This window comes from Streptomyces sp. NPDC001508 (assembly GCF_040298665.1).
In the GTDB taxonomy this organism is placed as follows: Bacteria; Actinomycetota; Actinomycetes; order Streptomycetales; family Streptomycetaceae; genus Streptomyces.
Map to the genome: position 1 here is coordinate 49116 of NZ_JBEPAP010000045.1, position 22218 is coordinate 71333.

Sequence of the window (22218 nt, forward strand, 5' to 3'; positions counted from 1 at the left end):
AATTTTTCTTTATCTTCCTTTTCTCCCTCTTTTCGTTCCTGGGGGGGGGGGGGGGGGCCCCCCCCCCCCCCCCCCCGGCTCGTGCCGCCCCTCCGCGGCACCCGCCTGGCCGCTCTTACCTGGCGGCGGGCTCCAGCGCGAGCCGCCGGCCCGCCGCCACGATCGCCTGGGCGTCGATGCCCGCGGCGTGCAACTGCTCGTCGGGCGCGGCCGACCCCGGCATCGTCCGCACCGCAAGCCGCACCAGCCGGGGCACCGGCCTGCCGTCCACGAACGCGTCGAGCACGGCGTCGCCGATGCCGCCCTCCTCGTGGTGGTCCTCCACGGTGAGCAGACAGCCGGTCTCCTCGGCGGCCCGGCGCAGGGTGTGCCGGTCGACGGGCTTGACCGAGTACAGGTCGATGACCCGGACCGGAATTTCCTCGTCCGCCAGCAGATCGGCGGCGGTCAGGGCCTCGGGCACGGTGACCCCGGCGGCCACCACGGTCAGCCGGTCCTCGGCGGAGGAGCGCAGCACCTTGCTGCCGCCGATGGGGAACTCCTCGTCCGGGCCGTAGACGACCGGGCCGCCGCCGCGCGAGGTACGCAGGTAGCGGACGCCGTCCAGGCCGGCCATGGCGGCGACGAGCTTCGCGGTCTGGTTGCCGTCGCACGGGTACAGCACCGTCGAGCCGTACACGCTCCGGAACATCGCCAGGTCCTCCAGACCCATCTGGGAGGGCCCGTCCTGGCCGATCGCGACACCCGCGTGCGAGCCGACCAGGTTGATGCCGGCGCCGCTGATCGACGCCATGCGCACGAAGTCGAACGCGCGCGTGAAGAAGGCGGCGAACGTCGAGGCGTACGGCACCCAGCCGCGCGCCGCCATGCCCACCGCAGCGGCGACCAGCTGCTGTTCGGCGATGTAGCACTCGAAGAACCGGTCGGGGTGCTCCTTGGCGAAGAACTCGGTACGGGTGGAGTCGCCGACCTCTCCGTCCAGGGCGACGACGTCCCCGCGGGCGGTGCCGAGCGCGGCGAGCGCCTTGCCGAACGCGTCCCTGGTGGCCACCTTGTCCCCCAGCTCGTAGCGGGGCAGGTCCAGGGGCTCCGTCGGGGCCGAGCGCAGGGTCCGGGCGGCATGCGGCTCCCGCACCCGTACCCGCAGGTCGCGTTGGCCGCCCAGCTCGGCGATGGCGTCCTGCGCGTCGGGCAGCGGCTTGCCGTGCAGGCCCTCGCGGTCCTGGACGGCGGCGACGCCCTTGCCCTTGAGGGTGCGGGCGAGGATCACGGTGGGCTGCCCGCTGGTGGACTCGGCCTCGGCGTAGGCGCGGTCGACGGCGTCGACGTCATGGCCGTCGATCTCCACCGTGTGCCAGCCGAAGGCGTGGAACCGGCGGGCGTACGCGTCGAGGTCGTGGCCGTGCCGGGTCGGACCGCGCTGGCCCAGCCGGTTGACGTCCACGATCGCCGTGAGATTGTCCAGGTGCTCGTACGCCGCGTGTTCGGCGGCCTCCCAGATGGAGCCCTCGGCCAGTTCGCTGTCCCCGCACAGCACCCAGACCCGGTAGCCGGTGCGGTCCAGCCGCTTGCCGGCCAGCGCGATGCCGACACCGACCGGCAGCCCCTGGCCGAGCGAGCCGGTGGCCGTCTCCACCCAGGGCAGCCGCCGCGGGGTCGGATGGCCCTCCAGCCTGCTGCCGAGCGCGCGGAACGTCAGCAGTTCGGCGTCGTCGACGGCGCCGGCCGCCTTGTAGGCGGCGTACAGCAGCGGCGAGGCATGCCCCTTGGAGAGGACGAAGCGGTCGTTGGCCGGATGGGCGGGGCGCTCGAAGTCGTAGTGCAGATGGCGGTCGAGCAGCACCGCCATCAGCTCCGCTGCGGACATCGAGGAGGTGGGGTGCCCGGACTCGGCCGCCGCCGAGGCGCGCACGCTGTCCACGCGCAACTGCTGGGCGAGATCGTTGAGTTCAGCGGTTTTCATGAGTCTCCTTCCGCGGGGGTGTCGGTGCGCCGGACCGGTCCGGGCGCGGGGTGGCTCCCGGTGTGCGCTCCGGGTCCGCCCGGCACCCGGGCCAGTTCGGGTGAGGCGGTGTCCAGCGGCACCGACCAGGAGCGCACCAGCCCCAACTGGACGGCGGGCGGCGGCAGTACGGTGTCCAGCAGCCAGTCGGCGGCGACCCGGGCCCGGTTGCCGGGCATCGCCGCCAGGTGGTAGCCACGGGTGACCGCCCCCGCCAGCAGGCCGGAGAGCGGTATGCCGAGCGGGTCGGCGGCGGCCCGGGCGCCGCCGAGATCGACGACGAAGCCCAGGTCGCGATGGCGGTAGGGGCGGCGCTGTCCGGCGCCGAGCGAGGCGGCCACGTTGGCCGCCGCGACCGCGCCCTGCCGCCAGGCGTGCTGGGCCGTCATCGGCGTGAGCTTGCCGGGGTGCTCCAGGTCCGGCACCGCCGCCGCGTCCCCGCACGCGAAGACCTCGGGGTGACCGGGCACCTGCAGACAGGGGTCGACGACCAGCCGGCCGCGCTCCAGCGGTCGGCCGACGTCCTCGACGAGCGGATCGGGCCGGACGCCCACGCACCACACCAGCGTGCGGGTCGCGATGAACTCGCCGTCGGTGAGCCGTACCCCGTCGTGGGTGGCCTCCTGCACCGAGGTGCCCATGCGGACCTCTACGCCCCGCTGCCGCAGTACGCGGTCGGCGGTGCGCGAGAGGCGTTCGTCCAGCTCGGGCAGGACGCGCGGGGCGATGTCCAGCAGCAGCCAGCGGGGCCGCACCCCGTCCGGCAGCACCCTGCTGCGCGCCTGGTCCGCGGTGGACCGCTGCATGTGCGCGGCCACCTCGGTGCCGGTGTAACCGGCGCCGACCACGACGAAGGTGCAGCGCGCGGCGGCGGTGCGCGGATCGTCGGCGACGGCCAGCTCCAGCTGCCGGGTCACGTGATCGCGCAGGTACAGGGCCTCGGGCAGGCCGCGGAAGCCGTGCGCGTGCTCGGCCACACCGGGTACCGGCAGCAGTTTGTTGACGCTGCCGACGGCGAGCACCAGCCGGTCGTAGTCGAGGGTGCCCGTGCGGCCCTCGGGGTCGGTGTAGCGCACGGCCCGCCCGTCGAGGTCGACGCGGTCCGCGACGCCGAGCACCAGCCGCACGTCGGGCAGGGTGCCGGGCAGCGAGACGGCGACGCGGCGCGGCTCCAGGACGCCCGCGGAGACCTGGGGCAGCAGCGGCAGGTACAGGAAATAGTCGGTCGCGTTCAGCAGGGTGATGTCGGCCCGCTGCCGGGCGCGCCGGGACAGGGCACGCGCCGCACGGTATCCGGCGAAACCGGCTCCGACGATCACGATACGGGGTCGCCTCACGGTGGGCCTCCGGCGTTACGACTGTTCCGAGCCCTCCGCGTCCCCCTGCGGGCCGCACTCAAACCCGCGGGTCCGCGACCGGCGCACGGTGACCGGGGGTGCGGCCTCGGGCGTAAGGCCGGGGTGCGCTGTCCGATGGGCGGCCGTGCGAAGGGTGTGGCCGGGTACGGTGAGTGATCGCGGGAAGCGGGCGTCTCGGCCGTGCGGCCCAACTAGGCTCATGGGCATGGAGATTCTGGGCGCCTCGCTGCGCATCTGCGTCGACGACCTCGATACCGCGGTCCCCTTCTACGAACGTCTGACGGGCGGCCGTGCGGTGCGCTCCGAACGCGGTGGCGTGCGGGTCGCCGCGGTCGGCTCCTTCCTGCTGATGAGCGGCCCGGAGGCCGAGCTGGAGCTGCTGCGCAAGGTGACCGCGACGGTCGCGGTCAAGGACGTGGACGAGGCCCACCGGCTGCTGACGGACCTCGGCGCGCAGGTCCTGGCGGGTCCGGTGGCCACCCCGGCGGGCCGCAATCTGCTCGCCATGCACCCGGACGGTTCCCTGTTCGAGTACGTGGACCACCGCGCCTGACCGAGCACGGCCCGCCGGCGGCACCCGACGACAGGTGCACGCTTCCGGTCGGGTACGGCGGGCCGCCGTCAGGGGGTGGCCGGGCCCATGCGGAGGTCGTAGCGGGCGGGCAGCGGCTCATCGCTGAGCCGGCACCACAGCCGACCGATCGCCTCCGCGCCCTCCACGATCGCGTCGAGAGGGCGCGGCGCACGCCCGGTCGTAGCCGTCCCGTACCCGGACCGGCAGCAGGCTGCGCAGCAGCTCGTAGCCGGTCTACCGGCCAGGACTGCGCAAAGGCGGCGACCACGGCGTAGGCCGTGCCGTCCGGATCCAGGTCGCGGTCGCAGAGGGTGAGGTTGAAGCCGGCGCACCGCGGGGAGGCCAGCAACGGGCCGGGCTGGGCGATGAGTTCGTCGGGCAGCAGGCCGTCGGGGCCGGCGACGGCGGGCGGGACCGGGGGATCGAGTGCATCGGCGTTCAAGTGCACCCAGAAACCGTCCAGTTGGGGTGTCTCGGCCTCGCCGGTCCGGGAGGAGTTGCCGGGGTGTCGGAAGTCCGGGGAGGGGTCTCAGGACGCCGTGGAGATCAACCGGCAGCCCGCAGCTCGGCGGTGATCGCCCAGCGTTCATGGTCCCGCCAGGCCCCGTCAATGAAGATCATGTCCGGTGAGAAGCCCTCAAGGCGGAACCCGGCGCCTCGGGCGAGGGCTATGGAGGGGGCGTTGCCCGGCTGGACGTTGATCTCCAGCCGGTGCAGCCGCAGCGGCCCGAACGCATACCCGATCACCAGGTCAAGACCCTCGCGCATCAGCCCGCGCCCGGCCGCGTGCGCGAAGGCGCCGTATCCGAGGACGCCGCACTGGAAGCCGCCCCCGACGATGTTGTTGATGTTGATGAACCCGGCGATGGCCCCGCCGTCCTTCTCGCAGACCAGGAACCCGGCCTTCGTCGGGTCCTCGATCAGCCGGCCCGCGTACCCGGCGTACGCGGCGTCGGTGAGCGGCGGGAACAGCCACGGGTGGTGCAGGTCCTTGCTCTGCCGGGCGCGGGCGGTGAACTCCGGGCCGTCCCGGAGGGTGAAGGGCCGTATGCCCACCCGGGGGCCCTCGGCGAGATAGCGCGACTGGCTGTGCGGCATCCCGCCACCCTACGCCCCTGCGGTGGCCCGGCCCCCGCGGTCAGCGCAGGGCCGGTTCGTCGAGGGTCAGGGTGCCCGCGGTCGCGTCCAACTCGGCCGTCACACCGAACGGCACCGTCAGCGCCGCGTCGCAGTGACCGAACCCGATCTCTTCCAGGACGGGTACGCCGAGTCCGCCGAGGCGGTCGGCGAAGACCGCCCGCAGTTGCTCGTACGGCCCGCAGCCGGCCCATGATCCCAGGCCGATCCCGGCCACGCCGTCCAGCCGTCCGGAGCGCACCAGCTGGGTCAGCAGCCGGTCGACGCGGTACGGCGCCTCGCCGACGTCCTCCAGGAGCAGCAGGCCGCCCCGGGCGACCGGTGGGGCGAGCGGCGTGCCGACGTCGGCGGCGAGCAGGCTCAGGCATCCGCCGAGAGTGACCCCGCGGGCCCGGCCCGGCACCAGCGCGGGCCTGCCCGAGGCGATCGTGCGGACGCTCTCCGGGGCGAACAGGGTGGCCCGCAGATGGTCCTGCGTCCGCGGGTTCTTGACGAAGTCGACACCCGCCGCCGCGGGCCCGTACAGCGTGACCAGGCCGAGCCGGGCGGCGAACGCCTGGTGCAGCACGGTGACGTCGCTGAAGCCGACGAGCACCTTGGGGCCGGCCGCCCGCAGCGCCGCCCAGTCCAGCAGGTCCACCATGCGCTGTGCGCCGTAGCCGCCGCGGGCGCACAGCACCGCGGCCACATCCGGATCGCACCAGGCCCGCTGTAGGTCGGCGGCCCGGTCGGCGTCCGTACCCGCCAGATAGCCCAGCCGGCCGTGCCGGTCCAGCACATGGGGCTGCACGACCGGGTCGAGGTCCCAGCCGCGCAGGATGTCGAGTCCCGCCGCGAGGCGTTCCTCGGCCACCGGGCCGCTCGGCGCGACCACCGCGACCCGCGCCCCGGGGACCAGCCGCGGCGGCCGTACGAGTGCTCTCACGTCACCAGCTCCAGCTTCTGGATCCCCGCCACATCCAGCCCGAACACCTGGGCGTACAGGGAGAGTTCGGCCTCCAGGGCGCGCACAAGCGTCTCGGCCTTCCGGAAGCCGTGCCCCTCCCCCGCGAAGGCGATGTAGGCGTGCGGCACCCCGCGCCCGGCGATCCGGGCGAGGAGTCGTTCGCACTGCACGGGCGGGCAGATCACGTCGTCCCGGCCCTGTAGCAGCAGGAACGGCGCGGAGATCCGGTCGGCGTGCTCGGCCGGCGACCGCTCCGCATAGCGCTCGGGGACCTCGGCGAGCGGCCCGACCAGTCCCTCCAGGTACCGCGACTCGAAGTCGTGGGTCTCTCCCGTGCCCCAGCCGGTGAGGTCGAGGATCGGGTAGACGATGGTGCCGCAGGCGTAGATGTCCGTGTTCGTCAGGGAGGCCGCGCTGGTCCAGCCGCCCGCGCTGCCGCCGCGGATCGCGAGCCGGCCCGGGTCGGCGGTGCCCTCCTCGGCGAGGGCGAGGGCTACGGCGGCGCAGTCCTCGACGTCGACGACGCCCCACTGCTCGCGCAGCCGGTCCCGGTACTCGCGGCCGTACCCGGTGGAGCCGCCGTAGTTGACCTCGGCGACCCCGATGCCCCGGGAGGTGAAGTAGGCGATCTCCAGGTCCAGCACCAGCGGGGCGCGGCCGGTGGGCCCGCCGTGCGCCCAGACCACATAGGGCGCGAGTTCGCCGTCCGGTGCCCTGACGCCCGGGTGGTGGGGCGGGTGGATGTGGGCGTGCACCTCGCGTCCGCCAGGGCCGGCGAAGGTGCGCACCCGCGGCTGCGGGTACAGGGCCGGGTCGACCGGGTCGGTGTGCGGGGCGCCGATCACCCGGGCCCGGCCGGTGCCGGTGTCCAGTTCGACGACCTCGTACCCGCTGTGCGGGCCGGCGCCGACGGTGACGACCCGGTCGCCGTGCGCCGCGAGCGTCGGCTCGAACTCGGACCAGGGTCCCACCGCGTCGGCCAGTTCGCCGGTCTCCGGGTCGAGGGTGCCCAGGGCCTTCGCGCCGCGGCCGTGCACGACCGCGATCAGTCCGCTGTCCAGCGGGGCGAACCAGCGGTGCCCGAGCTTCCACAGCGGCCCGCCGAACTCCTCCTCGCGCGGGCACAGCGGGGTGCCGTCGCGGTACAGGTTCCACCAGCCGCTGCGGTCGCTCGCGTACAGCAGGCTTGAGTCGGCCGCCCAGTCGGCCTGGGCGACGGACTCGGCCGGTCCCCCGGCGACCGTCCGCGCCCCGCGCAGGGTGCCGTCGGCCGTGACATCGGCGACGATCAGTTCCGTACCGTCCCAGGGCATGCGCGGATGGTCCCAGGCGAGCCAGGCGGCGCGCCGGCCGTCCGGCGAGAGCCGGGGTCCGGTGACGAACCGGTGCCGTTCGGCGGTGAGTTCGCGCACGGCGCCGCGGTCCTCGGCGGCGGAGCCGTCCAGCGGCACGGCCGCCGCGACGCGCCGCAGGTCGCCGGGCCCCTCGCCGGTGAACTCCTCCAGTACGCACCACACTTCGCCGCGTTCCAGGTCGAGCCGCGGCTCGGCCCAGCGCAGTCCGCCGCCGACCGGCGAGACGGGTGTGAGCGGGCGCGGTTCGCCGCCCGGCTCGTACCGGTACAGCCTCTGGTCGGCGAAGTGCACGAACACGACGAGCGGCCGGCCCTCGCGCACGGCACCGGCCCAGGGGTGACCGCCGTACTCGATGACGCGGCTGCGCACGTTCCACGGCGCGGGCAGCAGCGACTCCTCCGCCCCGTCGGCGGGGCGCCGCACCAGAGTCCGGCGTCCACCCTCCTGCGGCCGCGGTTCGGTCCACCAGATCTCGTCGCCGACGAGGCCCAGCCACTCGGGGTGGCCGTCGTGCGCGGCGGCCAGGGCCGCGTCGATGGGCGAGGGCCAGGAGCCGTACGCCATGGTCCGCATGCGATCCCCCATCGGCTAGGCCGTCCGCAGGAAACGGTCGAGGACGCGGACGCCGAAGTGCAGCGCCTCCACCGGCACCCGCTCGTCGACCCCGTGGAACATGGCCTGGTAGTCGTAGCCCTCGGGGAGCCTGAGCGGTGTGAAGCCGTAGCCGGTGATGCCGAGCCGGGAGAACTGCTTGGCGTCCGTGCCGCCCGACATGCAGAACGGCACGACATGCCCCTCGGGCGCGAACTCCTCCACGGCGGCCCGCATCAGGGCGAACGTCGGTGAGTCCACCGGCGATTGGAGGGCGACCTCCCGGTGGTGGAACTCCCAGTCGACGTCCGGTCCGGTCAGCCGGTCGAGGGTGGCGCGGAACTCGTCCTCGCCGTCCGGCAGATACCGCCCGTCGACGAAGGCGACGGCCTCGCCCGGGATCACATTGACCTTGTAACCCGCCTCCAGCATGGTCGGGTTGGCGCTGTTGCGGACCGTCGCCTCCACCAGTTTGGCGGCCGGGCCGAGCTTCAGCAGCAGCCCGTCCACGTCGTCCAGGTCCGCCTCGACGCCGTACAGGGCGGCGAGTTCGGCCAGGGCGGCACGCACGGTCGGGGTGAGCCGCAGCGGCCACTCGTGCTCGCCGATCCTGGTGACGGCGGCGGCCAGCCGGGTCACCGCGTTCTCCCGGTTGACCTTGGAGCCGTGCCCCGCCCGGCCGTGCGCGGTGAGCCGCAGCCAGCCCGTGCCGCGCTCACCGGCGGCGATCGGATAGATCTGGCGTCCGGCGCCGTCGTGGAAGGTGTACGCGCCCGACTCGCTGACACCCTCGGTGCACCCCTCGAAGAGATGGGCGTGCCGGTCGGCGAGGAACCCGGAGCCGTCCTCCGCGCTGGCCTCCTCGTCGGCGGTGAAGGCGACGACGACATCGCGCCGGGGGCGCACGCCCTCGCGCGCCCAGGCCCGCACCACGGCGAGGATCATCGCGTCCATGTTCTTCATGTCGACGGCGCCCCGGCCCCAGACGACCCCGTCGCGGATCTCGCCGGAGAAGGGGTGCACGCTCCACTCGTCGGCCTGCGCCGGGACGACGTCCAGATGACCGTGGAGCAGCAGGGCCGGCGCCGACGGGTCGGTGCCCTCGACGCGGGCGACGACATTCGTCCGGCCCGGGGTGCGTTCGACCAGGGTGGGTTCGAGGCCCGCGCCCGCCAGTCGCTCGGCCGCGTACTCGGCGGCGGGCCGCTCCCGGCAGTCGCCATTGCCGCGGTTGGTGGTGTCGATCCGGATCAGCTCGGAGGTGAACCGGACGACCTCGTCCAGCGCGCGCTCGTCAGCCATACTGCTCCTCCACTGCGGCCGAGGCGATGGTGGTGACCGCCTTGAAGCTGCGGATCCCCTCGTACATGGTGCCGCTGGTGTACGCCACCTTGCGCTCGCCGGTGCGCTCGACGCCCGGCACGACGGTGGCGGCCTGCGCCAGGTGCTCGGCGTCGAACTCCAGGGCGATGGTGAACGGGCCCGCGTGGACCGGTTCGTGCCGCACCGCGAGCGTGGCGGCCTCCTTGGCCGCGGTGTGGATGTCGGCGGCGGTCCTGGCCGGCGTGCGGCACACGGCCGCGTAGCGCGAGACATGGTCCTTCACCGCGACCTTGAGCGCCTGCGGCGCGTAGCCGAGCGCGTCCTCGCACGCCACGTCGTCCCCGGTGACGAGGACGACGGGCACCCCGTACTCGGCGACGACATGGGCGTTCAGGAGTCCTTCACTGGCCCGTACGCCGTTCAGCCACACCCCGGTGATGGAGTTGGCGAGATAGGTGTGTGCGAGGACCCCCTCCATGCCGGCGCCCGCGTGGTAGCCGACGAAGGCGATGCCGTCCACGTCCCCGTGCTGCACGCCCTCCACCATGGACAGGGACTTGTGCCGTCCGGTGAGCATCTGCGCCCGCTCGTCGAGCCGCTCCAGGAGCAGATTGCGCATGGTCCAGTGGGCCTCGTTGACGAGGACCTCGTCGGCTCCGCCGTCCAGGAAGCCGCGGACCGCGGCGTCGACGTCGGAGGTGAACATCGACCGGCACCGCTCCCACTGCGGCGTCCCCGGCAGCACGTCGGCCGGCCAGGTGACGCCGGTCGCGCCCTCCATGTCCGCACTGATGAGGATCTTCATGCCGCGCCACGTTACGCGCTGCCGAGCCGGCCGGCCACGAGCGGGCCGCGGAATGCTCCGTGGCTCGGGAACATTCCGGCCCCGGCCGGCGCTGTCGTCCATACCCTGTCGGGTACCGGCGGGGCCCCTCGAAGAACGACGACGGGCCGGGAAGGGCGTGGGAGTAATGACAGGTCAGGAGCGGCCGGGCTCGGCGGGCACGGCCAGAGGCGCGTTTTTCGTGACGTCCTGCGGCCGGCGGATCGCGGTGAAGTGCCTGCGGCTGGCCTCACCGGAGAAGCCGATCAGCCGGGTCACGCTGGACGTGGGGCAGGACCGGGACGGCGAGCCGGGCACCTGGGCGGCGCTGACCGCGGACGAGGCCCGCGACCTGGCCCGCCTCCTGCTCGCCCACGCATCCCTCGCGGAGCCCCCCGGCCGCTGAGACACCGGGACGGCCCGTCTTGCACAGACCGCGGGCCGGTCCGGCACGTGGCCCGCGGCGGCCTACCCGCGAGGACCCCGGACAGACGGCCGGACGCGTACTCGCCGGGCGGGTGCGGGCACCGCCCCGAAGGAGCGCGGGGAGCTGCGCGACCAGCCACACCCCTCCCGCAGACGCATCACCGCATACGGCCCCCACAACGAGTCGCGGTAGCGGCGCGGGGGACTGCACAACCAGCCACAACGCCCCCGCAGACGCACCACCGCATGCCGCCCCACAACGAACCGCGAAGGGGCGCGGGGAACTGCGCGACCAGGCGCCACACCGCAGCGGAGCGCGGGGGTGTCATGCGGGTGCCCCGGCCGCCAGCCACTGGGACGGCAGCTCGATGCGGGTGCCGTCCGGAGCGGACTGCGTCGTGACGAGCGGCAGTTCGCCGCTCGCCAGGACGGTGAGCCCGGCCGCGCGCAGATACCCGGGCACCGCGTCGTCGGCCACCGCGCCGGGCTCTATGCCATGGCGGAAGACCGGGGCGAGCTTCGGGGGCGGGCCCGCGGGGCTCTGGGCCAGACCCCGCAGGACCGGGCGGGCGGCCTCGGACGGCTCGACCAGGAAGACCCGGCCGCGCTCCCCCACGAGGGTCGCGAGCGCGTCCGCGAGCGGCCGGCGGTCGTCCGGTTCGCACTGGTGCAGCACACCCCGCATATAGACGTTCGCGTCGCCGAGTTCCGTGTGCAGCGCCTCGGCGTCGCTCTTGTCGACGGCGTCCAGCAGCCGGTATTCCGCCCGGCCCGCGGGGTCGGCGCGCCGGGCGTGTTCCAGGGCCGCCTCGGCGACGTCCACGCCCAGCACGCGCGGGAAGCGATCGGCGAGGAACCGGGCCTGGGTGCCGTTGCCGCAGCCCAGGTCTATCAGCGGCAGGGTGGGGTCCGTCAGATGCGGTTTCCACAGGGACAGGTGGACCTTGGCCGTCAGTTCGGGGTCGGCGTCCCAGAACACCGCCCCCGGCTCGTGCGGCGCCTCACGCCAGAAACCCTCCCAGGCCGCCTGGTACCGACTCGTCACGCTCATGCCCAACTCCCCAGGGTGCGACGCTCGTCCGCCGTGTGTGACGGGCCCGTACGGTCTATCGTGCGCGGGTCGTGACGACAAGCGCACGGCGCGCGTCTTCACCACGCCCACGGTTCCCGTACCCCGTCGCGCGCCCCCCGGGAGCGGGCGGTCAGCCGCGCCGTGAGGTCAGTTCGAACCAGACCGTCTTCCCGGCGGTCGTACGGCTCGTGCCCCACTCCCGGGCCAGCGTGCTCACCACACGCAGCCCGCGCCCCGTCTCGTCGTCGGGTCCGGCGCTCAGCAGGGTCGGCAGGGTGTGATCGTCGTCGTCCACCTCGCACAGCAGCGTGGCGCCGCGCACCAGCCGCAGCTGGACGGGGCGGCTGTGCGAGTGCCGTACGGCGTTGGTGACCAGCTCGCTGACCATCAGCTCGGCGCTGTCGGCGAGCCGGGCGAGGCCCCATGCGTGCAGTTGCTCGCGGACCGCTGCGCGGGCCCGGCCGACCTCGGCGGGAGCCAGACCGAGCCGCCACTCGGCGACGTCCTCGGGCGCGATGCCGTTGAGCCGCGCCATCAGCAGGGCCACGTCGTCCTTGCGTCCGCCGCGCGTGTTGAGGGCGCGGATGATCGTGTCGCAGGCGTCGTCCATGGACGCCGCCGGATGGGCCGCGGACTCGCAGAGCGTCGCGAGGCCCACGCCGATGTCCTCGCCGCGCACCTCCACGAGGCCGTCGGTGCACATCACCAGCCGGTCCCCGGCCTCCACCCGCACCCGCACCGCTTCGAAGGGCACACCGCCGACGCCTATGGGGGCGCCGGTCGGCAGGTCGAGCAGTTCGCTGCGGCCGTCCGCGCGCACCAGGACCGGCGGGATATGGCCCGCGTTGGCGATCAGCAGCTCGCTCTCGATCGGGTCGTAGACGGCGTACAGGCAGGTGGCGAGGTAGCTGTCACCGAGCCGTTGGGCGAGGTCGTCGAGGTTGCGCAGCAGCTGGGCGGGCGGCAGGTCGAGGGCGGCCATGGTCTGCACCGCGGTGCGGAACTGCCCCATCATCGCGGCCGAGTTGAGGCCGTGCCCCATGACGTCGCCGACGACGAGCGCGGTGCGGGCGCCGGGCAGCTTGACGCAGTCGAACCAGTCGCCGCCGACCCGGCCCAGCAGGGTGCCGGGCAGATACCGGGTGGCGATGTCGCAGCCCGCCATGCGCGGCGGGATATGCGGCAGCATGCTGTCCTGGAGGGTCTCGGCGACGCTCTCCTGGTAGGTGTACATGCGCGCGTTGTCCAGCACGAGGCCCGCGCGGGCGGCGAGTTCGGCTCCGGTGACCCGGTCCATGTCGTTGAACTCGGCGCGCTCGGGGTGACGCAGCAGGATCATGAAGCCGAGGACGACGTTGCGTGCCTTCAGCGGCACCACCAGCATGGAGCGGTTGTTGATGAGGGGCCGGATGTCGCGTTTCTCGAACTGCGAGGCGATGGCGTGCCCCATCTCCTCGCTGATGCGCGGCACGAGGACGGGTTCGCCGGTGGTCATGCACTGGAAGAACGGGGTGTGCGCCGGGAACGGCATGGCCTCGCCGACCGGTACGACATCGTCCCAGCGGCCGGGTTCGTCGGTGTGCTCGACGGCCACCCGGTGCCACATGGTGGTGGTGTCGGGCACCCCGTCGGGGAAGCCCTCACCGGCGACGACCTGTTCACGCAGATAGGTGCCGGCGACGTCGGTGAAGCGGGGCACGACGGCCCTGCTGACCTCCGTGATGGTCCGGGACAGGTCGAGGGAGGTGCCGATGCGCCCGCTGACCTCGTTGAGGAATTCGAGGCGTTCACGGACGGCGGCGTACTCCAGGTCCTCACCGTCCTCGTCGGCGAGTTCCGCCGGTACGGGCAGGCCCTGCGCGGCGACCCGGTCCGCCCGGGCCCGCCGGGCCAGGCGCTCGGTCCGCCGGGCCACGCCCCAGTCGGGGGTCACCGGCACCCGGTTGTTCTGGCTGAACTCCAGAATGGGGTAGCCGAGTTCGAGGACCTGCGCGACGATGCGGGCGCTCTCCCCGACGCTCATGCTGGGCAGGATCTCGGGCAGCCGGCGGGCCAGTTCGTCGGCGCCGGGGAAGTCGGTGTGCAGGGCGAAGCCGGGGGCTATCCGCTCGAACGCCGCCGTCCCGGCCCCGCCGCCCGGGCCCAGCCGGTCCGCGTCGGCGGCCAGCACCAGCAGCCGCTCGCTGCCCGGGCCGACCAGCGGGTACGCCCACCACAGCACGTCGACGCGGTCGCGGTCCGGCGCAGTGATGCGGGCGCGGCCCGCGGCGGGGTAGTTCAGCCGCCCGTCGAGCGAGGACTCCAGGCCGGGGCCGACGTCGTCGTAGCCGGCGTACGCCCCGTAGGGGGTGATCTCGTCGTCGTCGGGGAGCGCTCCCGTGACGGGCAGCAGGTCGAGCGCGGAGCGGCCGATGGCCTCCTCCTTGGCGGCGCCGAACAGCCGCCGCGCGCCCGTGCTCCAGTGGGACACGAGGCCGTCGCGGTCGACGACGACCACGGCCAGCGGGATACGGCCCGCCGCGCCGTCACCAGCCCCGCGGCTGAAAGGTGCGTCCCGCTCGGTGCCACGGTCCATGGCCCAGGCCCCCTCTCCCCACGGCTCCGCAAAGATCTGTGCCGCCCGTCACCACCGTACGGCGCCGCCCCGTCGCGATGTGTGCCAACGCCGGAATTGGCGCCGCTTGATCGCTCCGGCGCACGAGACGCGCGTCCCGGGGGCGCACGAGTGGGTTCGCGCCCCCGGGCGCCGGGTCAGTCCTCGTGGCCCAGCTGGAGGTCACGCTCGGTGCGTCCGCCGCCCGCGACCTGGAGGACGGTGGCCACCGGCGGGTAGCCGGCCGCGATGACGGTGTACTCGCCGGAGGAGAGATCGACGAACCGGAACGTTCCGTCGGGGCCTGTGGTGAGCGTGTCCACCACATTGCCGGCCGCGTCGAGCAGGGTCACACGGGCGTCCTCGACGGGCCGTCCGCCGCCGGCCCGCACGGTGCCGCGCAGCACGGCGCCGCCCGCCAGTTCGACGTCCTGGCGGGTCTCCCGGGCCGCCTGCACGCTGACCGGGAGCGCGGCGGGCCGGAAGGCGGGCGCGCTGGCGGCGAGGGTGTACTCGCCCGCGACCAGTTCGGTGATGACGTAGCCGCCCTCGCGGCCGCTGCGGGTGGTGGCGACGACCTCGCCGTGCGCGTTGGTCAGTGTGACGTTGGCGTCCCGCACCGGGGCGCCGTCCGCGGTGAGCACGGAGCCGGCCAGGCGGCCCGCGCCGCCGAGGACGACGTCCAGTTCGACCGGCCGCTCGCCGACGGTCACGGACACGGCCTGCGGCTGGTGGCCGCCCGCGGCGGCGATCAGGACGTATGCGCCGGAGCCCGGCGTGGACAGCGCGTACCGCCCGTCGTTGCCGCTCGCGCCCCGCCCGATCTGCTGTCCGGCCACATCGATGAGGGTGAGGGCCGCGCGGGGCACCACGGTGCCGTCGGGGTGCTGCACCGTGCCGCAGACGGGGATGCCCGCGGCGTGGGACGAACGGGCCTGCGGGATGGTCGCGTGCACCTGCGCGGTCTCCTGGTCGGTGACGGGGGCGTTGTGGGACACCAGCGGTTTCTCCTTGAGGAAGAAGGCGATGAGCAGGCCGAGCACGAGCACCGGGACCAGATAGAGGAAGATCCGGGGCATCGCGTCGGCATAGGCGCGGATGTAGGCGTCGCGCAGCGCCGGGGGCAGGGCGTGGACCACCTGCGGGGTGATCGATTCGGCGTCCGGCAGCCGGGCGCCGGCCCGCGCGGGAAGGCGTTCGCTCAGGGCGTCGGTGAGCCGGCCGGCGAAGAGGGTGCCGAAGACGGCGGCGCCGACGCTGCCGCCGATCTGCCGGAAGTAGTTGTTGGCGCTGGTCGCGGTGCCGAGGTCGGCGGGGCGCACGGAGTTCTGCACGGCCAGGATGAGAACGGGCATCACCATGCCGATGCCGGCGCCGAGGACGGCCATCCAGATGCTGTAGTGCAGCCGGGGCGTGTCGATCTCCAGCCGGGACAGCAGCCACATCCCGGCCACCGAGAGGACCCCGCCGAGGACGGGGTAGACCTTGTAGCGGCCGGTGCGGCTGATGAGCTGTCCGGAGACGATGGAGGCGCCGACGATGCCGCCCATCATGGGCAGCATCAGCAGGCCCGACTCGGTCGCCGTGGCCCCGTCGACCATCTGCAGAAAGGTCGGCAGATAGCTGGCGGCGCCGAACAGGGCGATGCCGATGACGAGGCCGACGAGCCCGGTGATGGTGAACACCGAGTCCCGGAACAGCCTGAGCGGGATGAGGGGTTCGGCGGCGTGGTGCTCGGCGACCAGGAACAGGGCGGTGGCCACCGCGGCGCCCGCGCCGAGGCCGAGGATCTGGCGCGAGCCCCAGTCGTACTCGGTGCCGCCCCAACTGGTCAGCAGCACCAGGCAGGTGGAGGCGGTGGCCAGCAGCAGCGCGCCGAGCACGTCGAGCCGGGCACGCACCCGCTGCTTGGGGAGTTTCAGTACGACGCTGATGACGGCCAGGGTGACCAGACCGAAGGGCACGTTGATGTAGAAGCACCAGCGCCAGGACAGGTGGTCGGTGAAGTAGCCGCCGAGCAGCGGTCCGGCGACGGAGGCGAGGCCGAAGGCGGCGCCGATCAGGCCCATGAACCGGCCGCGTTCCCGGGGCGGCACGATGTCCGCGATGATCGCCTGCACGCCGATCATCAGCCCGCCGGCGCCGATGCCCTGGACGGCCCGGAAGGCGATCAGCTGGTCCATGCTCTGCGCCCGTCCGGCCAGCGCGGAGCCGATGACGAAGACGAGGATGGCGAACTGGAAGACGGCCTTGCGGCCGAAGAGGTCGCCGAGCTTGCCGTAGATCGGCAGTCCCACGGTGGACGTGAGCAGATACGCGGTGATCGCCCAGGACATCTTGTCCAGGCCGTGCAGCTCGCCGACGATCTTGGGCAGCGCGGTGGCGACGATCATCTGCTCCAGCGCGGCGAGGAGCAGGGCGAGCATCAGCCCCAAGAAGACCAGCCGGACGCCCCTCCGGCTCAGTTCGGGGGCGGGGGCGGGCGGCGGCAGCGGCACCTCGGAAGGTGCCGCCACCGGCTCGTGCTCCACCAGAGTCGTCCCGCCCACGTATCGCTCCCCTCGTCGCGCTGCCGCACATGTCCCGCGCAAGGGCGACAACTACGAGCAAGCGCGACGAGTTACGGATTCATGCCGGGCGACTCGGAGATCCACTCGAACCGGTGAGGAAGCCAACGCCCCTTCGCCACCGGCGTCTTGGGCTACTTCTCGACTTCGGCGGCGAACTTGGCGAGCAGCGCGTCGTAGATCCGGGCGAGTCCCTTGGGCGCGAAGGTCCGCTCGAAGAAGCCGCCGATGCCGCCGGCCCCGGTCCAGGTGCTGGTGACGACGACACGGGACCTGCCCTCGCCCGCCGGGGTGACCCGCCAGACGGTGACCATGGAGGAGTTGCGGTCCTTCTCGACCAGTTCGCCGTCGGTGGGCTCGGTGACCTCCAGGAGGCAGTCGCGGACGCGCTTGCTGGTGGCCTGGAGCTTCCAGTGGACGACGGTGTCCTGTCCGTCGCCGCCCTCGCGCACCTCGTACTCGCTGAACTGCTCCGGCAGCACCCTCGCGCGCGTGCCGGTGTAGTCGGCGAGGGCGTCGAACACCTTCTCCGCGTCCGCCGCGACGACCCGCTCCGTAGTGGCTTCGACCTGCGCCATTGACTTCCTCCAGGACCTCGTTCTCGGGGTTGGGGCAAGCCAACCACCCCCGTTCCCGGCGGCCAAATCGGGAGGCCCGAAGCGATCGTGAACCGCCCTTGCACGATCATGCGAACGGGTGTTCTATTCTGGGGTCAGCGCTACCAAGGAGGCGTGATGCGCTGGGAGAACCTCGCAGTGGAGCCGGACCGGCCGACGCACGGCCGGGCCGACGCGGCCCTGTTCGGCGCGGACACGGTGACCACCCGTACCTTCGATTCGCCCGAGTTCCGCGGGATCACCTTCCACGAGATCCGGGCCCGCTCGATCATCAACCGGGTGCCCGGCGCCTCACGCATGCCCTTCGAATGGACCGTGAACCCCTACCGCGGCTGCTCGCACGCGTGCGTGTACTGCTTCGCCCGCAAGACCCACAGCTATCTGGACCTCGACACGGGGATCGGCTTCGACACCCAGATCGTGGTCAAGGTGAACGCGCCCGATCTGCTGCGCCGCCAGCTCGGCTCCGCGCGCTGGCGGGGCGAGCACATCGCGATGGGCACGAACGTCGACTGCTACCAGCGCGCCGAGGGCCGCTACCGCCTGATGCCGGGCGTCATCGCCGCGCTGCGCGACCACGCGAACCCCTTCTCGATCCTCACCAAGGGCACACTGATCCTGCGCGACCTGGACCTGCTCAAGCAGGCGTCGGAGGTGACGGACGTCGGCATCTCCGTCTCCGTCGGCTTCACCGACCCCGGTCTGTGGCGCACCGTGGAGCCGGGCACGCCCCCGCCCGAACGCCGCCTGGACGTGGTGCGCGCCCTCGGCGAGCACGGCATCGGCTGCGGTGTGCTGATGGCGCCGGTGATCCCGTTCCTGAGCGACCACCCGGCCCAACTGCGGGACACCGTGCGGGCGATCGCGGCCGCCGGCGCGACCTCTGTCACCCCGCTGGTGCTGCATCTGCGGCCCGGGGCCCGGGAGTGGTTCATGGCCTGGCTCGGCCGGCACCACCCGCATCTGGTGCGCCGCTACGAGCGGCTGTACGCGGAGGGCGCGTACGCGCCGAAGTGGTACCAGCGCCGGATCACCCGTCAGGTGCACGAGCTGGCCCGGGAGTACGGCATCGGCCCCACGCGCGCGGGGATGCCGCGCCGCGTCCGGCCGCCGGAGCCGGAGCTGCCGCCGGCCCACGGCGCGGAGCCGGCCGAGCCGGTGCAACTCACGCTGATCTGAGTGCGTTCGAGGGCAGCGGTCTGAGTGCGTTCGAGGGCAGCGGTCTGAGCGCGTTCGAGCGCAGCGATCTGTGAGCGTTCGAGCGCATCCCGCGACCCAATCGGGTCAACTATCACCAGAACAGGTTCTTCCGGGCGCCCGCTTAGGGACGATGCGGCGAGGACCGCGACCCTCGCGGCTCCGACCTCCCCGTCCCGGAAGGACGCAATGAGAACACGCGCTGCCGTGCTGTGCGCTGCCGCCGCCGTCGTGGCCGGGTCGCTCACGGCCGTGCCCGCCGGCGCGAGCCCGCGGCACACCGCCACGGGCGTCCAGGCCGTTGCCGCCGGCCCTGCCGCTTCCGCCGCTTCTGTCGCTCGGGCCGCTCCGGCCGCTCCGGCCGCTCCGGCCGCTCCGGCCAGGAAGCTCACCTGGAAGAAGTGCGGCACCACCGACTACCCGGCGCTCCAGTGCGCGTCCCTCAAGGCCCCGCTCGACCACGCGCACCCGCAGGGCAGGCAGATCACGCTCGCGCTCTCCCGGATCCCGCACACCGCCAAGGCCTTCCAGGGCCCGCTGCTGGTCAACCCGGGCGGCCCTGGTGGCAGCGGTCTGAGGCTCGCCGGTTTCGTCGCGTCCGCGCTGCCCAAGAAGGTGGCGGCCCAGTACGACGTCATCGGGTTCGACCCGCGCGGCGTCGGCAGGAGCACCCCCGCCCTCAACTGCCGGCCCGGCCACTTCGACGCGGTGCGGCCCGACTCGGTGCCGAGCACATCCGCGATCGAGCGGGCAAACCTGGCCCGCGCGCGGGCCTTCGCCGCGGACTGCGGCAAGAAGTACGCGGACGTGCTGCCGCACATCGGCACCGTGAGCGCCGCGCGGGACCTGGACGTGATCCGGCAGGCCCTCGGCGCGCAGCGCGTCAACTACCTCGGCTACTCGTACGGCACCTACCTGGGCGCGGTCTACGCGAAGCTGTATCCGCAGCGGGTGCGGCGTCTGGTGCTGGACTCGATCGTCGACCCGACCGGCGTCTGGTACGAGGACAACCTCAACCAGGACCACGCCTTCGACGACCGTCACCGCGCCCTGATGGCCTGGATCGCCCGGCACGACTCCGCGTACCGGCTCGGTACGGACCCGGAGGCGGTCGAGGCCAAGTGGTACGCGATGCGGGCGGCGCTGGCCGCGCGGCCCGCGGGCGGCAAGGTCGGTGCCGCGGAGCTGGAGGACACCTTCATGCCGGGCGGCTACTTCAACGGCTACTGGCCCCATCTCGCCGAGGCGTTCGCGGCGTACGTGAACGACAGGAAGACCGGTCCGCTGATCGAGGCGTACGACGACTTCGGGGCCGTCGACGGGTCCGGCGACAACGGTTTCAGCGTCTACTCGGCGGTGCAGTGCCGTGACGCCTCCTGGCCGCGCGACTGGAACCGCTGGCACCGGGACACCTGGGCGGTCTACGAGAAGTCGCCGTTCATGGCCTGGAACAACGCCTGGTACAACGCGTCGTGCGCCTTCTGGCCCACCGGCACCCTGCGGCCGGTGAACATCGCCAACGGCGAACTGCCGCCGGCGCTGCTGTTCCAGGCGACCGACGACGCGGCCACCCCGTACGCGGGCGGTGTCACGGTCCACCGTCTGCTGGCGGGCTCCAGCCTGGTGGTCGAGCAGGGCGGCGGGAACCACGGCATCACGCTGAGCGGGAACGCCTGCCTCGACGAGCACCTGGCCCGCTATCTGACCGACGGTACGGTCCCACGCGGCGGCGGTGCCGCCGACGCGGTGTGCGAGCGGACACCCGACCCCAAGCCGCTGCGCACCAAGGAGGCGTCCACCACCTCCCGCGGCTCGGCCCTGCACGGTCTGCTCGGCTTCCGCGGCTGAGCACCGCGCGATCCCCGCGGCCTCGCGGGGCGTTGTCACACCCGTGGTCCACCATGGACGCATGAGTGAGCCGATCAGGATCCCCGCCCCCGACGGGGTCGCGCCCGCCGCCCAGTACACCCATGTCGTGGCCGCCACCGGCCGTTTCGTCGCCGTCTCCGGCCAGCTCCCGCTGGACGGGGACGGCGAACTCGTCGGCGCGGGCGACCCGGTGGCCCAGGCCCGCCAGGTCTTCGAGAACCTGCGGCGCTGCCTGGCCGCCGCCGGCACGGACTTCGGGGACGTCGTCAAACTCACCTACTTCGTCACGGACATGGCCCACATGCCCGCGATCCGCACGGCCCGCGCGGCCCACATACCCGACGACCGCCTCCCAGCGGCCTCCGCCGTCCAGGTCTCCGCGCTGGTACGCCCGGAGTTCCTGATGGAGATAGACGCGTTCGCGGTGGTGACCGAGTGACCGTGCCGCTACGTCGGCTGACCGGGCGTCAGCCCTGTGGGGGGATCCGGGTCAGGGCGTGTGCCGCGGGGTCGGCGAGCGCCGGGTGGGCCAGGGCCTCGTTGAGGACGGTCCTGGCCCGGGGGTCGCCCAGCTCGCCCAGGCCCTCCACACAGGCGAGGGCCACCCGGTGGTAAGGGTCGTGCGGGTGCAGCCGCCGCTCCAGGGTGGTGATCAGCGCGGGCACGGACTCGGGGGCGCGCAGCTCCACCAGGAGCCGGACCGGGTGCAGGGCGTAGGCGACGCGCAGTTCGTTGGTGGCGAGGGCGGCGGCGGCACGGGCCGTGCGCGGGTCGCCGAGCCGGGCGAGGGCGTGGGCGGCGGAGGCACAGCGCGCCGGGTCGCGGTGGTTGAGCAGCAGCACGAGGGCTTCGAATGCCCGCCGGTCGCCCGCCACGCCCAGCCGGAACGCGGCCAGTTCCCTGGCCCACAGCGGCTGTCCGGCCGCGACGAGCACCTCCGCCAGTTCGTCGGGGTCGTCCGTCGCGACCAGCCGCTGGTACGCGGCCGCTCCGCGTGACTCCTGCCGTAAGCGCTCGGCGAGTGATCGCAACTCTTCGTCCACGCGTCCAGGTTAGGGGCATGGTGCGACCCCGGGGGCCCACATGACGAACCGAGCATTCCGCTACGAGCGGGCATGCCATGTCCTCGTTCGGCTGCGACAGCACCGTGGTCGGCCGCGCGGTTCCCCGCGCCCCTCGCGGGGGAACCTCGGCGGATCTCCCTCACAGCCCGAACATCAACGGCCGTGATCTGTCGCACGTCGCGCTCAGCGGGTCTTCTACCATCCGTGCACGGAAAATGGTTCGCCCTTGAGCCAGTGGGCGATGCCCAGCGCGTTGTACGGGACGGTGTTGTCCGGCAGGTGGTCACCGGCATGCCAGGACAGGCCCGCACACTTGTGGGGCTCCATGTTGCGGGGCTCGCCTTCCCAGTGCCGGGCGACGAAGAACCAGCCGATTCGGGGCTCGCCCTCGGGGTTCCGGAAGTGCATGACGTGCACGATCCGTAGGGCGTCTCTCTCGACGGTGACGCCGATCTCCTCCAGCGCTTCGCGCCGTACGGCGTCGAACACGTCCTCGTCGTCGTCGAGTTTGCCGGAGGGGAGGTTCAGCATCCCGTCGGCGTAGCCGGTGCCCTGCCGTTCGGCGAGGCACACTGCGCCGTTGCGCTCCAGAATGAGCATCACGTCGTTCACGGGCTGCTGGGGCACTGTGCTTCGTCCTTACCGGTGGGGCGCCTTACCGGTAGGGGACTCTAGCGGGGATCAGGCCGCGAGCAGCCCCATGT

18 protein-coding genes and 1 pseudogene are annotated in these 22218 nt (G+C 73.1%); 5 read left to right on the top strand and 14 right to left on the bottom strand.

What is annotated here, in order from left to right:
- Positions 1–115: 115 nt before the first annotated feature.
- On the bottom strand, positions 116–1963 hold the full coding sequence (locus ABT245_RS31570; protein ID WP_351740126.1) for a transketolase: 1848 nt from the start codon (positions 1961–1963) through the stop codon (positions 116–118).
- Positions 1960–3339, bottom strand: a complete 1380-nt coding sequence (locus ABT245_RS31575) for an NAD(P)/FAD-dependent oxidoreductase (RefSeq protein WP_351740128.1) — start codon at positions 3337–3339, stop codon at positions 1960–1962. The genes ABT245_RS31570 and ABT245_RS31575 overlap by 4 nt, the downstream gene beginning before the upstream one ends.
- A 226-nt stretch (positions 3340–3565) precedes the next feature.
- Here ABT245_RS31575 and ABT245_RS31580 point away from each other — a divergent pair, with 226 nt between their 5' ends.
- A complete protein-coding gene (locus tag ABT245_RS31580) occupies positions 3566–3913 on the top strand; it encodes a VOC family protein (RefSeq protein WP_351740130.1) in 348 nt (115 codons plus the stop codon).
- A gap of 280 nt (positions 3914–4193) precedes the next feature.
- Here the strand turns inward: ABT245_RS31580 and ABT245_RS31585 are convergent.
- The 6 genes and pseudogenes from ABT245_RS31585 to ABT245_RS31610 form a co-directional block, all read right to left on the bottom strand.
- Positions 4194–4409, bottom strand: a pseudogene (locus tag ABT245_RS31585) (arginase family protein); the annotation flags it as partial.
- A gap of 71 nt (positions 4410–4480) precedes the next feature.
- Entirely contained in the window at positions 4481–5032 is a 552-nt protein-coding gene (locus ABT245_RS31590) for a GNAT family N-acetyltransferase (protein WP_351740133.1), read from the bottom strand.
- A 40-nt stretch (positions 5033–5072) separates the two neighbouring features.
- Positions 5073–5996 carry a S66 peptidase family protein gene (locus tag ABT245_RS31595; RefSeq protein ID WP_351740136.1) on the bottom strand — a complete coding sequence of 308 codons (924 nt, stop codon included), beginning with the start codon at positions 5994–5996 and terminating at the stop codon, positions 5073–5075.
- Positions 5993–7957: an LpqB family beta-propeller domain-containing protein gene (locus ABT245_RS31600; protein ID WP_351740139.1), complete on the bottom strand. Its 1965-nt coding sequence runs from the start codon at positions 7955–7957 to the stop codon at positions 5993–5995. The genes ABT245_RS31595 and ABT245_RS31600 overlap by 4 nt, the downstream gene beginning before the upstream one ends.
- A gap of 3 nt (positions 7958–7960) precedes the next feature.
- Positions 7961–9265: a M20/M25/M40 family metallo-hydrolase gene (locus ABT245_RS31605; protein WP_351740142.1), complete on the bottom strand. Its 1305-nt coding sequence runs from the start codon at positions 9263–9265 to the stop codon at positions 7961–7963.
- Positions 9258–10091, bottom strand: a complete 834-nt coding sequence (locus ABT245_RS31610; protein ID WP_351740145.1) for a M55 family metallopeptidase — start codon at positions 10089–10091, stop codon at positions 9258–9260. Before ABT245_RS31610 ends, ABT245_RS31605 begins: the two co-directional genes overlap by 8 nt.
- Positions 10092–10311: 220 nt before the next feature.
- On the opposite strand from ABT245_RS31610, the gene ABT245_RS31615 reads away from it, so the two are divergent.
- Positions 10312–10515 carry a hypothetical protein gene (locus tag ABT245_RS31615; protein WP_351740148.1) on the top strand — a complete coding sequence of 68 codons (204 nt, stop codon included), beginning with the start codon at positions 10312–10314 and terminating at the stop codon, positions 10513–10515.
- 345 nt (positions 10516–10860) lie between these two features.
- Here ABT245_RS31615 and ABT245_RS31620 read toward each other — a convergent pair whose 3' ends face one another.
- From ABT245_RS31620 to ABT245_RS31635, 4 genes are all read right to left on the bottom strand, one after another.
- A complete protein-coding gene (locus tag ABT245_RS31620) occupies positions 10861–11586 on the bottom strand; it encodes a class I SAM-dependent methyltransferase (RefSeq protein WP_351740150.1) in 726 nt (241 codons plus the stop codon).
- Positions 11587–11737: 151 nt separating this feature from the next.
- On the bottom strand, positions 11738–14182 hold the full coding sequence (locus tag ABT245_RS31625; protein ID WP_351740153.1) for a SpoIIE family protein phosphatase: 2445 nt from the start codon (positions 14180–14182) through the stop codon (positions 11738–11740).
- 176 nt (positions 14183–14358) lie between these two features.
- Entirely contained in the window at positions 14359–16749 is a 2391-nt protein-coding gene (locus ABT245_RS31630; RefSeq protein WP_351740156.1) for an MFS transporter, read from the bottom strand.
- A gap of 152 nt (positions 16750–16901) precedes the next feature.
- Positions 16902–17345 (bottom strand): SRPBCC family protein, encoded by a 444-nt coding sequence (locus tag ABT245_RS31635; RefSeq protein ID WP_351740159.1) that lies wholly within the window; start codon positions 17343–17345, stop codon positions 16902–16904.
- A gap of 156 nt (positions 17346–17501) precedes the next feature.
- On the opposite strand from ABT245_RS31635, the gene ABT245_RS31640 reads away from it, so the two are divergent.
- The 3 genes from ABT245_RS31640 (at position 17502) to ABT245_RS31650 (ending at position 20889) form a co-directional block, all read left to right on the top strand.
- Positions 17502–18563, top strand: a complete 1062-nt coding sequence (locus ABT245_RS31640; protein WP_351740162.1) for an Rv2578c family radical SAM protein — start codon at positions 17502–17504, stop codon at positions 18561–18563.
- A gap of 207 nt (positions 18564–18770) precedes the next feature.
- The gene (locus tag ABT245_RS31645) at positions 18771–20429 is read left to right on the top strand and encodes an alpha/beta hydrolase (protein ID WP_351740164.1); all 1659 of its coding nucleotides are present in this window, start codon (positions 18771–18773) and stop codon (positions 20427–20429) included.
- Between the two features lie 61 nt (positions 20430–20490).
- Positions 20491–20889, top strand: a complete 399-nt coding sequence (locus ABT245_RS31650) for a RidA family protein (protein ID WP_351740167.1) — start codon at positions 20491–20493, stop codon at positions 20887–20889.
- A 28-nt stretch (positions 20890–20917) separates the two neighbouring features.
- On the opposite strand, the gene ABT245_RS31655 is transcribed toward ABT245_RS31650, so the two are convergent.
- Together ABT245_RS31655 and ABT245_RS31660 are read right to left on the bottom strand one after the other, a co-directional pair.
- The gene (locus ABT245_RS31655) at positions 20918–21493 is read right to left on the bottom strand and encodes an adenylosuccinate lyase (protein ID WP_351740169.1); all 576 of its coding nucleotides are present in this window, start codon (positions 21491–21493) and stop codon (positions 20918–20920) included.
- Positions 21494–21709: 216 nt separating this feature from the next.
- Positions 21710–22141: an NUDIX hydrolase gene (locus ABT245_RS31660; protein WP_351740171.1), complete on the bottom strand. Its 432-nt coding sequence runs from the start codon at positions 22139–22141 to the stop codon at positions 21710–21712.
- Positions 22142–22218 lie beyond the last annotated feature (77 nt).